Raw genomic sequence first — 12,916 nt, 5'->3', positions numbered from 1 at the left:
AACTTCTTCGTCGCCAGCGGCGCACCGCCCTCGTTCGTGAGGCGTATATAGTCGCCGCCTCCGCAAACTGTCAACACCGATCTGCGATGTTTTTTCGATTTCTCGTGGGGATATCCACGGGGGCGGAATTCGTGAGTTGGCTAGGCTGAATTTCCACACCGCCCTTCACGGCCGGTCATGCCTGGCATACCCGCCTCAACCGCCGTGCCGGGCCTGCTTCCCTGCGAAAACAGACCATCCGCGAGGCGGTGCGAGCTAACCCGGCAGCTTCCTAGTGCCGATCCTCCAGCAATTCCGGCGTGATGTTGCGGCCAGCGTAGAAGATTCCGAGAATCAGCACCTGTTCGCCCTCGACCGCAAAAGCAATGCTGACGGCGCGCCGGTACCCGACAATCCGCAGCCCGGGCATGATCTCGATACGCTCGGTGCCTCGCTGTGGAAAAGACGAGAGGCCCAGACAATGCTCTTGGATGTCAGCGACAAAATTCCAGGCGATCGTCGGCGACGCCCGTTCGGCTATGTCGTCATAGAGTTGTTCGAGTTCGGCTTGCGCGGTGGGATGAAAGACGATCCGGTACTCCATCGCCTACTCGGCTTTCGCCCGCTTCGCGCGATGGCGCGCCTCAAGCCTGGAAAACACCGTTTCGGCAGGAATGCCTTTCGTCGGATCTTGCTGGAGCTCGGTCAGGCGTGCGGGAATTTCCTCACGCAGCCATTTTTCCCGCTCGGCTTCGAAATCCTCGAGCATACGCAGACCGGCGCGGACAACCTCACTGGCGTTGTTGTAGCGGCCCGATTCGAGCTGTTTGCGGATGAAGCTCTCATAGTGCTCATTCAAAGCGTAATTTGGCATGGCCACCTCCTGCGGAGAATATGGTGCCGAACGACAGAGGTAGCAATAGATAGCAATAATTGTCAGTCTTGGCTGAACGCGGCAACCGCCGATGCCGCAAGCAACGAGGAGCTGGGGAAGACCGAGCCTGCACGAGCGCGGTATTTTTGCCAGCGGAAGAGCGGTGTCGCGGTGGCCGATACCGGCGGGCACGGAAAGGAGGGGCGGCACTATTGCCCTGTGTTTCCGGTCCGCACCGCCAGCAGCATCTGCGCTGCCTTTTCGGCGATCATGACGGCGGGCGCGTGCGTATTGCCGGATACGATGGTCGGCATGATCGAACAATCGGCGACGCGCAGGCTCTCGATGCCCCGCACCCTCAGCTCGGGATCGACCACGGCTGTGTCGTCGGTACCCATCCTGGCGGTACCGACCGGATGAAAGATAGTCGTGGCAATGTCGCCTGCGGCGCGAGCGAGGTCGTCGGGCGTCTGGATATGCACGCCCGGCTTGAACTCCTCCGGCTTGAACCGGGTCATCCGCCTCGTCGCCATCAGCCGGCGCGCGGCGACAATGGAGCCGGCCGCGACTTCGCGGTCGCCATCGGTCGAGAGATAGTTCGGCGCGATGGCCGGATGATCCCCGAAGCGCGGCGAGACGATGCGCACTGTCCCGCGCGACTCCGGCCTCAGATTGCAGACGGAGACAGTGATGGCTGGAAAATTGTGCAGCGGCTGCCCGAATGCTTCCAGCGACAGCGGCTGGACGTGGAATTCGACGTTCGCGGTATCGAAACGCGGATCGGATTTCATGAAGATGCCGAGCTGGCTTGGAGCCATCGACATCGGACCCGAGCGCTTGAAGGCGTACTCCAGCGCAATGCGCGCCTTGCCCGATAACGATGCCTGCCGCTCGTTCAAGGTCCGCGCGCCGGTGATCTTGAACGCGGTGCGTATCTGGAGGTGGTCCTGCAGGTTCTCGCCAACACCGGCCAGGTCGTGCAGGACGTCGATGCCGTGCCGCTGCAACAGCGATCCCGGTCCGATGCCGGAGAGCTGCAGGATCTGCGGCGTGCCTATGGCGCCGGCGGATAAGATGAGTTCGCCGGTGACGGCAGCCCTTGTCGGCATGCCCTTGTGCCTGAACTCCAGGCCTGTCGCCTTGCGGCCCGTCAACACCACGCGCTCCGCCTGCGCCCCGGTCAGGATGGTGAGATTCCCACGGTGGCGGATCGGACGGATGAAAGCGCGAACCGCGTTGAAACGGAAGCCGGCCTTCTGGTTCACCTCGAAATAGGACGATCCGAAATTGTCGCCGGTGTTGAAGTCGTCGACCTTCGGCACGCCAAGCTCCTCGGCGGCCTCGCGCATCGCGTCAAGGATCGGCCATGACAGCCGCTGGCGTTCGACGCGCAGCTCGCCGCCCTGGCCGTGGAATACGCCGTTCAGCCGCTGGTGGTCCTCCGACTTCCTGAACAGCGGCAGGACGTCATCCCAGCCCCAGCCGGGATTGCCGAGCTGGCGCCAGTGATCGTAATCGGCGGCCTGGCCACGCATGTAGATCATGCCGTTTATCGAGGAGCAGCCGCCCATCACCTTGCCGCGTGGATAGGCGAGCGAGCGGCCGTTCAATCCCGGCTCCTCACCCGTGCGGTAACACCAGTCCGTACGCGGATTGCCCATGCAGTAGAGATATCCGACCGGAATGTGAATCCAGTGGTAGTTGTCGGACCCGCCGGCCTCCAGCAAAAGCACGCGTTTGGCCGGATCGGCGCTCAGCCGGTTGGCAAGCACGCAGCCGGACGAACCCGCGCCGACGATCACATAGTCGAACGTTCCGATGTCAGGGCGCTGGCTCATGCCTGCTTCGGCCCCGAAACCAGATCGTTCCACAGCGGTCGCATGGCATCGGCAATGGCATTGTAGAGGCGATAGCGCCTGTCGTAATGCGCGGTCATTGCCGGGTCGGGCTGATGGACGGAGCGCGGCCGCGTCATTGCGGCAATGCCGGCCTCATAATCGACAAACAATCCCGCCGCGACACCGGCCCCGATCGCCGCGCCCAGCGCCCCGGTCTCGCGCGCCTCGGGCACGGTGATCGGCACGCCAAGGCCATCGGCAAACATTTGCGGCCAGTGCGGACTGCGCGAGCCGCCGCCCGACAGGACGGCGCGGTCAAAGGTCACGCCGGCCGTCGCCAGAACCTCGATATGCCGTCGGTGTTCGAACATGACGCCCTCGAAAAGCGCGCGCAGCAAGTGGCCTTCCCTGTGCCATCCGCCCACACCATAGAAGCCGCCACGATAGTCCGAACCGAGGCGCGAGCCATAGAGAAACGGATGGAAGATCGGATCGTCGGCCGACGGCGTCACATCTGCAATCTGCGCGTTGCAATGTCCGAACGGGTCGTCATGGTGGTGGCCGCGCTCGACAAGCTCCCGTACATACCATTCGAGGTTTGCCGCTGAAGTGGCGCTGGATTCGATATTGACGAAGCGGCCGGGTCCGAAACGCGCCACCATGAAGACGCCGGCATCGACCCCCGCCGTCTCGGAGAATACCTGGTTGATGGACCACGTTCCGGCGATGATGGACGCCTCGCCTGCCCCGACAACACCGGCACCCATCGCGCTCGACACCACGTCGAAATAGCCGGCGATCACCGGCGTACCGGCTGCAAGACCTGTCTGCGAGGCGGCTTCGGCCGTTACAAAACCCGCTACGTCAGCCGGATCGAGCAGACGCGGCAGTTTTGCCCCGGCACCCTCGAGCCCATAGAGCGCCAGAAGCTCGTCATCGTAGGCCGCCTCGGGCATTCGCACGAAGCCGGCCCCGGACATATCGGAAATGTCGCTCACCCGCTCTCCGGTCAACCGGAAGGTGATGAAGTCCTTGCACAGCATGACGGTGGCCGCGCCGGCATATAGCCCTGGCTGATTGGCCTTCACCCAGGCAAGCAGGGTCGGCGTCTGCGATGGCCAGGGCTTCTGCAGGCAGATTGCGTGCAGCGCATCGCCTGCCTTGGCGTCCAGCAATGCAGCGAGGTCTGCGGCGCGCGTATCGAGCGACTGGATGCCCAGGAGGGGATTGCCGGTCGCATCGACAAGATAGAGACCGTTGCCATGGCCCGCACATCCGACGGCCGCGATCGCCGATGCATCGACACCGGCCGTCGAAATGCAGGTACGGATCGCCTCGCGCGCATTGGCCCACAGCTCGTTCAGGTCGCGCTCGACATGGCCGGGCCGCGGCGTATGCGACCGGCCGTCGATCGCATGCATGGCGATCTGCCGACCGGCAAGGTCGAACAGGACGGCCTTGATGACTGTGTTGCCGGCGTCGAGGCCGAGCAGATAGCGCTGTTGATCAGCCACGATTGTAGATGTCCCATGCTTCGTCGCCGCTGGCCCCATTGTGGATCAAGGCCATCAAGGCGCCAACGACGGCCTTCGGGTTATGATGCTGGTAGATGTTGCGGCCATAGACCAGTCCCCTGGCGCCGGTGTTCAACAGCGCTGCCGACTTGTTCAGGACGACCTTCAGATCTTCCTTGCCGCCGCCACGAACCAGCACCGGCACCCTGGCCGCCTCGACGACCTTGTGGAAATCGTCGGCATGCTCGGTCGGATCGGCCTTGATGATGTCGGCGCCCATCTCCGATGCCAGCCGCACCAGCGTGATGATCTTCTCGGCGTCGCCGTCGACCTGATAGCCGCCTCGCACATCGTTGGGCAGCATCACGAGCGGCTCGATCATCAACGGCATGCCATAACGATGGCAGGCGGCGCGCACGCGGCTGATATTCTCGACGCATTGGCGGAAGAGCTCAGGCTCGTCGGGCAGCATGAAGAGGTTGACCACCACGCATGCGGCATCCATTTCGAGCGCGCCGATAATGGGCTCGTCGGCATTCTGCAGCAAGGACCACATCACGCGATGGCGCTGGGAATTGTAAGGATTGCCCATGTCGATGCGCATCACAAGCGCCGGCTTGTCCTTCTCCGGCCGCGCCTGCAGAAGGTCCGCCTGACCATAAGCCATCTGGATCGCGTCCGGCCTGGCGCGGATCAGGGCATCGACGACATCAGGCATGTTTTCGAGACCCGCCAGAAAGCTCGGCTCGTTGCAAACGCCGTGGTCCAGAGCCACGTCCAGGCATTTGCCGTTCGTGAACATTCGGTTCATGCGGGCCTTGATGCTCAGGCGCATGCGGTACTCCTGTCTTGTGTGCGTTGGTCGAGCGCCTCGCCGGAGACGCCGTGATAGGTTTCGAGGTCGCCGATGAAGCTCTGCACTTCCTCGCGCCGACGCCTGGCGTTCCAGCGCTGCTCGTGCCCGAGAATAGTGGCGACCCGCTCGATCAGCTCCCTCGAAAGCTGCCCCCTGATCGCCAGCGACGTACGCCGTTGCAGCAGATCCGACAGGCCGACAACGAACTCCCCCGAGATCAGGTAGACAATCTCGGCTCCGGTGATTTCTGTCAGCTCATCGAGCCTGACATCGTCGGCGCGGCCGTGGCAGAATGCCATCACCGTGACTGCATTGGCTCCATATGCCGTGACCAGATGATCGGCCCGCGATTGGTCGATGCCGAACCCGGTGACCAGTGCTTCGGCCGTATCCGCCCCATCGCCGACGAAACCTTCGCCGCCACCGATCGCCAGCGCCAGGGTTGACGTCAGCCGCGGCTTGCCGAGTTCGGCCAGCACGGCGTCGGTGGTCTGTTCGGCAAAGGCGCGGAAGGTCGTCCACTTGCCGCCGATCATGCAGAATTGCGGAACGTCGCCGTCGAGCCGGTGCACGAAATGCCCTCGCGAGATGCGCCCGGTGAAGGCATGATCGCTCTTCGGCAGAGGCCGGATACCGCTGTAGCTGTATACGACTTGCGAGACATTGACGTCGATGTCGGGGAAGACCATTCGCAGCGAACCCAGAATGTAGTCCAGTTCCTCAGGCTCGCAGCGGACGCGGTCGACCTGGCTCACGCGGATATCGGTCGATCCGGCGAGCACCTTGCCCAGATACGGGAAGACGATGCACACCCGGCCATCCCTGTTCTCGTAGAAAATCATGTGACCATTGAGCGCGCGATAAAGCGGCTCGCAGTCGAGGATCAAATGAGATCCCTTGGTGCCTTCGACAAGACGGCCATCGGTGGGAGCGCCGATGCCTAGCTGCGCCAAGGATTGATCGACCCATGCGCCGGTGGCGTTGACCAGCGCCTTCGCCGTGACGTCCAGCTCGATGTCGGCGACGCCATCGGAAACGATCAATCCCGCCCCTTCCCGAGACAGTTGCGCATAGTTCAACGCGACGCTTTGCGGGGCGAGGCGCGCGGTATCAAGGAGCAGCTCGACGCCGAGTCTTTCGGGGTGGCTTATCCAAGCATCGTAATACGTGGCCGAATAGCGCAGTTTCGGATCCAGACCAGGCCATTGGGCAAAGGTCTGCCGCGCGCCGCGAAACATATGGCGAGGCAGGACCCGGCGATGACGGGTGGTCCAGTCGTAGAGGGCAAGACCGGCCTTTACCGCAAGGGCTCCGCGACTTGACGGCGTTTCGGACAATCCCAGGAAATTCGCGGCTCCGTTCAGCAGGCCGGAGAATGTCGAGCGGATGGGGATCGTCGTCGGCAGTGGCTTCACCAGGTGCGGTGCGTTGGCCAGCAGGGCGTCGCGCTCCGCCAGGGATTCCCGCACCAGGTCGAACTCGCCGTTCTCGAGATAGCGCAACCCGCCGTGGATCATGCGCGATGGCGCCGCGCTGCATCCCGAGCAGAAATCATTGCGCTCGATCAGCAGCACGCGCAGGCCCTGGAGGGCGAGCTCGCGGAACACGCCGATGCCGTTGATGCCTCCGCCAAGAACAATGACGTCGAATGCACCGTCGAGGCGGATTTTTCTGAGATTTTCGTCTCTTTGTTCGGGCATGGCTTCGCTGTTGACCACCTGAGGCGTGGCCGATCATTCGTCGGATTGTGCGTTCGATGTCAGGCGTCGAGATCAGTGAGGTTCTGTTTCGCCGCCTCGCTGATGCGTTTGATCTCGTCGTTTGAAAGCCGAATACGCCCGGCCCCGGCGTTTTCCTTCGCCTGCCGCGGGTTGCGTGCACCGCACAGCGAGAAGGTGATCCCCGGCTGCTGCAACGTCCAGGCGATCACGATCTGAGCCTCCGTGGCGTCATGCGAATGCGCGATCGGGCCGATCTCGCTCATGAGCCGGGCGACCTTTTCGCGATTGGACTTCGAGAAACGCGGATTGTCCTTGCGCTGATCGTCTCCGGAGAACACCCGGTCCGGGCCGACCTTTCCGGACAGAAGTCCAAGGCCGAGCGACGAGTAGCTCAGGATCGAGACGTCATTGCCGATGCAACAGGGCGCCAGTTCGGCCTCAACGTCGCGCGCCACCATGCTGTATTCCTGCTGGATCGCGTCGAGCTGGCCCGCGGCAAGGTAAGCCTTGACGTCTGCCGGAGCGACGTTGCTCGCGCCGATCGACCGGATCTTGCCCTGCGCCTTCAGGCGCTCCAGCGCCTCCATCGTTTCGGCGATAGGCGTCGTCGGGTCCTGCCAGTGGGTGATGTAGTGGTCGATGTAATCCGTGCCGAGCCGCTTCAGGCTCTGCTCTACTTCATAGGCGATAGAGTCGCGCCCGAGATAACGATGCACCGGCTTGCCATCGTAGTCGAAAAAGAAGTTGCCCTTGGTCGTGTGCCAGACAAGTCCCAGCTTCGTCGCCAGAACGACCTTGTCGCGCCGCCCCTTGATGGCCTTGCCGACGATCTCTTCCGACAGGCCCTGGCCATAGGCCGGCGCGGTGTCGATCAACGACACGCCCTCGTCGATGGAAGCGCGGATTGCGTCGATAGACTGGCTCTCGTCGGTTCCGCCCCACATCCACCCGCCGATCGCCCAGGTGCCCAGTCCGACCGCGGACGCTTCGATGCCGGATCGGCCGATCTTCCGCGTCAAGGTTTCAAGCGACATTACGAATGCTCCCGGTAGTGCCCAATACGGCGTGGGCCGTGTCCTCGTCGACAACGAGCGATTTCAGATAGCCGCCGCTCAGTGCGGCGCGGATCGGCTGTACCTTTTCGACGCCGGATGCGACGCCCATGACCATGCGGCAACGCGAAAGGTCAGCTGGCTCCAGGGCAACCAGGCGCGAATTCGGCGGATAGTCGGCGATCGTCCCGTCCTCCCGGATAAGGTGGGCCAGGAACTCGCCGACTGCGCCGCTCCTGGCCAGGATTTCACGATCCGGACCGGAGGTAGGCAGCAGGTCGAAGTAGCTCGATCCCGGCGTCTGGATCGAGCCGATGCCGACCAGCGCGATGGCAGCCTTGCGGGCGAGATCGAAAACCTCGCGCACCGAGGCCATGTCCATCAGGAGGTCGCGTTGCGTGGAGCTCTCGGCAAACAGCGGCGCGTGCAGAAGGAGCGTTGAGCCGCCGAGCCGCTCGGCCAGACGCGTCGCGAGATGATTGACGTCGGTGTAGAACTTGCCCTGAACCCCGCCTGTCAGCGGAACCACCGTCACGTTGAACGGACGCTCGGCCTCGATGTTCTCGACCACGGCGCTCACCGCCTTGCCCCCGGTAATGGCGATGACGTCGCCATCGCGCAGAGTTTCGAGCAACTGGTTCGCCGCGGCGCGGCCGACCTGCTGCAAGGTGCTGTCGGGACTGCCGATCACTGTCGGCGTCACCAGCGCGCTCTGGAGCCCTGAGAACGCGACGAGCTTTTGCTCGATCTCCACCAGCAACTGGAAGGGGCTTTCGATAGCGATCTTCAGCATGCCGAGCTTGCGCCCCTGCGCGATCAGCCGGTTCACCTTGGACGGCGACAGGTTGAGCGCGGCGGCGATGTCGTTCTGCTTCATGCCGTCTATGAAATGCAGCACCAGCACGGTGTGGATCTGCCGGATGGTCGAGAACTCTTCTTTGCCGTCAGCCATGGTTTTGTCCGATCCCCGGTCAGCCGCGACGCTTGTTCAGATAGTGGTCGATCGTTACCGCGGTCAGCAGGATCGAGCCGCGGATAATGTCCTGCCAGTAGATGGAAACGTCCAGCAGGGCGAGCGAACTGGAAACAACGGAAAGCAGGATCGTCCCCAGGATTGCCCCGAGAATCGTGCCCGAGCCGCCCTTGAGGCTTGCGCCGCCGATGACCGCGGCGGCGATCACGTTGAGCTCCATGCCGACGCCGAAGGTCGGCTGCGCCGAACCGAACCGCGCCATGTAGATGATGCCCGCAACCCCACTCAGCGCCGCGCATAGCGTGGTGGTGAGGAAGATCACCTTGCTCGTGCGGATGCCCGAATAGGCCGCCGCTTTCTCGTTGCTGCCGGTGTAGAACACCTTGCGAAAGATCGTCGTGCGCCGAAGCATGAAGTCGAAGACCGCGACGAACAGAACGAAAATGACGATTACCACCGGGATCGGCCCGATCGAACCCTGTCCGATGAACTTGAACTCCGGCGGCAGGGTGTAGAGGCCAAGGGGGCGCCCACCCGTGCCCAGCAGGCAAAGTCCGCGCGCGATGACCATCACCGCCAGCGACACGATGAAATGATGCAGGCCCACCCTGGTGACGAAGAAGCCCATGATCGCGCCGATCGCCGTGCACGCCAGGATGGCGACGAGGGAAGCCGTCCAGGGGTCCAGGCCGTTGAGGAAGAGCCAGCCGGCGATCACCATCGCCAGCGCGGTGACCGAGCCGACCGAAAGGTCGATGCCGCCTGAGATCAGCAGGATTGTCATGCCGACGACGACAATGCCTTCGACCGCGAAGGCCATCGCCATCGCCCGCATATTGTCCCAGGTGAGAAAGTACGGCGACGCGAAGGACATCACGATGAACAGCACCGCGATGATCAGGATAAGGCCGGTCTCGCGCATCCTGAACAGGCGGCCGAGCGCGTTGCCGGTTGAACCCGCCTCGCCATTCACGGGGTTGCTTGTCGTTGCCATGGCTCCCTCGACACTCATGCCGCGCGCGGCCGTTCGTCCGCGATCGATGCCAGGTACATGATGTTCTCCTCCGTCATGTCGTCGCCGGCGACCTCGCCTGTTATCCGCCCCTCGCGCACAACCAGCACGCGGTCGCACACGCCGATCAGTTCAGGCAGTTCCGATGAGATGATAACCACGCCGACGCCGCTGCGGGCGAGGTCGCGGACGATCCGGTGAATCTCGGCCTTCGCGCCGACATCGACGCCTCGGGTCGGCTCATCGAGAAAGATCACTTTCGGCGCCACCGACAGCATCTTGGCGATCGCCACTTTCTGCTGATTGCCGCCCGAGAGCGTGGAGACCGCATCATTGACATGACCGCATTTGAGCGCCAGGCGGCGGCCCAGCTCCTGCGCCTGCCGTGTTTCGCGGCTGGTGTTGATCAGCCCGGCGCGAGAAGCGACCCGCTCGACCGCAAGCGCTGAAATGTTCGAGGCGATCGACATGTCGAGGAACAGGCCATCGCCCTTGCGGTCCTCCGAGAGATAGACCATGCCGGCGTCGATGCTGTCGCCATAATGCGTCAGCGAAAGCGGCTTGCCGTGCACGGCGATCGTGCCGGTCACCTCGGCTTCGAGACGGCAGATGCCCTTGACGATTTCGCTGCGCCCCGCGCCGATCAATCCTCCAAGGCCGAGAATTTCGCCTTTCCTCAATTGGAAGGAGACGTCGCGAAAGCGCGTGGTGCCGGAGAGGTTCGAAACGTCGAGGATGATCTCTTCCGACCTCTCGTCAGCGCGCTGCTTTTCCGGATAGAGCTTGTCGATGACGCGTCCGACCATCGCCGCGACCACCTGTTCGGGCGTCGTATCCTTGATGTCGCGCGTGGTGATGTAGCGGCCGTCGCGCAAGACCGTCACGCGGTCGCAATTGTCGAAGATCTCGGCCATGCGGTGCGAGATATAGATGATGGCGATGCCCTGGCTCGCCAGCCGGTGGATGATCTCGAACAGGATCTTGGCTTCGCGCTCGGTCAGCGCGGCGGTGGGCTCGTCGAAGATTAGAATGCGACAGTCGAGCGTCAGCGCCTTGGCGATCTCGACCAGTTGCTGCTGGGAAATGGAAAGCGTGCGCACCAGGGCGGAAGCATCGATGTCGCCGAGTTGGCGAAGGATGGCCGAGGCCCGTTTCCTGAGGTCCGCGTAATTCATCAGCAGGGCTTTGCTGGTGTTGGTCACGCCCATGAAGATGTTCTCGGCAACCGAGACATCCGGGCAGAGCGCGATCTCCTGATGCACGAAGCCGATGCCGAGCTTTTGCGCCTCGGTCGGCGACGCGATGGCTACCGGCTTTCCGTCGATGACTATATCGCCGCTGTCGGGACGCAGGATGCCGTCGATGACCTTCATCAGGGTCGACTTTCCGGCGCCGTTCTCACCCGCGATCGCATGGATTTCGCCCCGGCGCAGTTCCAGGTCGACACCTTGCAGGGCCCGGACCGGTCCGAACGACTTGCTGAGGTTTGATATCTTGAGGATGACGGGATGATCCATTGCATTCACGACAGCGTTGGAAGGACAGGCCCGCGCCATAAAGGAGGCGCGGGACCGACAAGGTTGCGGTCCTAGCTGGGATCGCGACCTTCCATGTACTTGTTCAGGTCGAACGAGTCGGCGTTCTCCTTGGTGATGACGGCAAAGCCGTTGTCGGCAAAGGGTATCGCCATCGGGTTGAAGCCGGATGTCTTGTAATCGTTGAACGGATCGATCAGGTCCGGATGCGCCGCCATGAAGGTTGCCACGAAACCGAGATAGCCCTGCATGCCTTGGTTGGGGCTGAGCGCCATATGGATGTTGCCGGCCTTGATCTGCTCGAGCGTCGCTGGCGTGATGTCGGCGTGCATGATCAGCACCTTGGCCTTGGCTTCCAGAACCGCGGCCACCGCGCCTTCGGCCGAGCCGGCTTCCGGAATCCACAGCGCCTTCAGGTTGGGATTTGCCTGCAGCATCGAGGCGACCGCCTTGCTGGCGACCGTAGCATCCTGGTTCGAGGCCTGACGGCCGACCAGCTTCATCTTCGGGTAGTTCTTGGCGAAATAATCGATCAGCGCGGTGACGCGAAGATCATGGTTGCTCTGGCCGGGATTCTCGAGAACCGCATATTCAGCGCTGTCGCCGACCTGTTTGACGATCTCCTCGGCGGCGAACTTGGCTTCCGCCAGATTGTCCGAGGTGATGTAGGAGACGCGCTTCGACTTCGGCGAGTCGGCGGCGAAGGTCACGACGGTGGTGCCGTTGGCGATCGCGGCGTTGATGGGCTCGATGAACGGATCGGCCTGCATCGGGTGCAGCAGCACGCCGGCCGGCTTCTTGATCAGGTCCTGTTCGAACGATGCGATCTGCTTGGTGATGTCATAGTCCGGGGTTCCGGAAAAAACCGTCTTGCAGCCCATGGCCTGGGCCGCCTGCTTGAAGCCCTGGTAGACCGGGACCCAATAGGGATGCGCCGAAACCATGACGTTCATGACGTAGGTCTCGCCTTCCTTGCACTGAAATTTGCTCTGGGCCGATGCGATGCCCGTGGACATGAGCGCAACAGCCATCGTGGCCGCGCTCAGCGCGCCGGCCAGTTTTACCCTTTTCATGTTTTCCTCCGCTTGAAGCCCAAGGTGATAGAAGCCCATCACCTGCATTGGTGCAAGAACTTTCATCATATGAAATCCCTCGCAACACTGCATATGCGGCTTGCCAATGCTCGTCAAGGCGTTTGGTGGAAAAATCAGTACTTGAAATTTCCTGCAAGCCTGCAAGGGGCGCGGCACGCGACGCAGGATCCGGCACCACGCACTGGAGAAAGGCCAGGCTCGGCGCGACGGCCATGCGCTGTTGCTGGCCGCCTGTACGGCGCGGCACTGACAGAATGAGCCGCGTAGCCGACGTTCAGCCCCAAGGACCTCAGCGAGAGGCCCCAAGCGATGCTGAATTGTGGAACTAGGGAGTCTTCCATCGGCTGGCCACGGGCCGACGGACAGCGAATTGCACCGCCATTTTAGCTGGCGTTGATTGACTGGGATTTTGACACAAAAACGCCCGCGCGAGGCGGGCGTATTTGTATTTGGTTGCGGGGACAGGAT

11 protein-coding genes are annotated in these 12,916 nt (G+C 62.7%); all 11 read right to left on the bottom strand.

Annotation, left to right across the window (positions count from 1 at the left end; all coding sequences use genetic code 11):
- Positions 1–271 precede the first annotated feature (271 nt).
- Positions 272–583: a type II toxin-antitoxin system RelE/ParE family toxin gene (locus FJ967_RS33200; RefSeq protein WP_140736527.1), complete on the bottom strand. Its 312-nt coding sequence runs from the start codon at positions 581–583 to the stop codon at positions 272–274.
- Between the two features lie 3 nt (positions 584–586).
- The gene (locus FJ967_RS34125; protein WP_140736528.1) at positions 587–853 is read right to left on the bottom strand and encodes a type II toxin-antitoxin system ParD family antitoxin; all 267 of its coding nucleotides are present in this window, start codon (positions 851–853) and stop codon (positions 587–589) included.
- A 209-nt stretch (positions 854–1,062) separates the two neighbouring features.
- Positions 1,063–2,691 carry a GMC family oxidoreductase gene (locus FJ967_RS33190; protein WP_140736526.1) on the bottom strand — a complete coding sequence of 543 codons (1,629 nt, stop codon included), beginning with the start codon at positions 2,689–2,691 and terminating at the stop codon, positions 1,063–1,065.
- Entirely contained in the window at positions 2,688–4,205 is a 1,518-nt protein-coding gene (locus FJ967_RS33185) for an FGGY-family carbohydrate kinase (RefSeq protein WP_140736525.1), read from the bottom strand. The genes FJ967_RS33190 and FJ967_RS33185 overlap by 4 nt, the downstream gene beginning before the upstream one ends.
- Positions 4,198–5,040 (bottom strand): class I fructose-bisphosphate aldolase, encoded by an 843-nt coding sequence (locus FJ967_RS33180; RefSeq protein ID WP_140736524.1) that lies wholly within the window; start codon positions 5,038–5,040, stop codon positions 4,198–4,200. The genes FJ967_RS33185 and FJ967_RS33180 overlap by 8 nt, the downstream gene beginning before the upstream one ends.
- Entirely contained in the window at positions 5,031–6,761 is a 1,731-nt protein-coding gene (locus FJ967_RS33175) for a glycerol-3-phosphate dehydrogenase/oxidase (RefSeq protein ID WP_140736523.1), read from the bottom strand. The genes FJ967_RS33180 and FJ967_RS33175 overlap by 10 nt, the downstream gene beginning before the upstream one ends.
- A 59-nt stretch (positions 6,762–6,820) precedes the next feature.
- Positions 6,821–7,816 carry an aldo/keto reductase gene (locus tag FJ967_RS33170; protein ID WP_140736522.1) on the bottom strand — a complete coding sequence of 332 codons (996 nt, stop codon included), beginning with the start codon at positions 7,814–7,816 and terminating at the stop codon, positions 6,821–6,823.
- The gene (locus FJ967_RS33165) at positions 7,806–8,786 is read right to left on the bottom strand and encodes a sugar-binding transcriptional regulator (RefSeq protein WP_140736521.1); all 981 of its coding nucleotides are present in this window, start codon (positions 8,784–8,786) and stop codon (positions 7,806–7,808) included. Before FJ967_RS33165 ends, FJ967_RS33170 begins: the two co-directional genes overlap by 11 nt.
- Before the next feature lie 19 nt (positions 8,787–8,805).
- A complete protein-coding gene (locus tag FJ967_RS33160; RefSeq protein WP_140736520.1) occupies positions 8,806–9,801 on the bottom strand; it encodes an ABC transporter permease in 996 nt (331 codons plus the stop codon).
- Positions 9,802–9,815: 14 nt separating this feature from the next.
- Positions 9,816–11,336 carry a sugar ABC transporter ATP-binding protein gene (locus FJ967_RS33155; protein WP_140736519.1) on the bottom strand — a complete coding sequence of 507 codons (1,521 nt, stop codon included), beginning with the start codon at positions 11,334–11,336 and terminating at the stop codon, positions 9,816–9,818.
- 71 nt (positions 11,337–11,407) lie between these two features.
- Positions 11,408–12,385: a substrate-binding domain-containing protein gene (locus tag FJ967_RS33150; protein ID WP_246675490.1), complete on the bottom strand. Its 978-nt coding sequence runs from the start codon at positions 12,383–12,385 to the stop codon at positions 11,408–11,410.
- Between the last annotated feature and the right edge of the window lie 531 nt (positions 12,386–12,916).

This window comes from Mesorhizobium sp. B2-3-4 (assembly GCF_006442315.1).
Lineage (GTDB): Bacteria > Pseudomonadota > Alphaproteobacteria > Rhizobiales > Rhizobiaceae > Mesorhizobium.
Note: the sequence above shows the minus strand (reverse complement) of the source record. Positions and strands in the feature narration are given on the sequence as shown.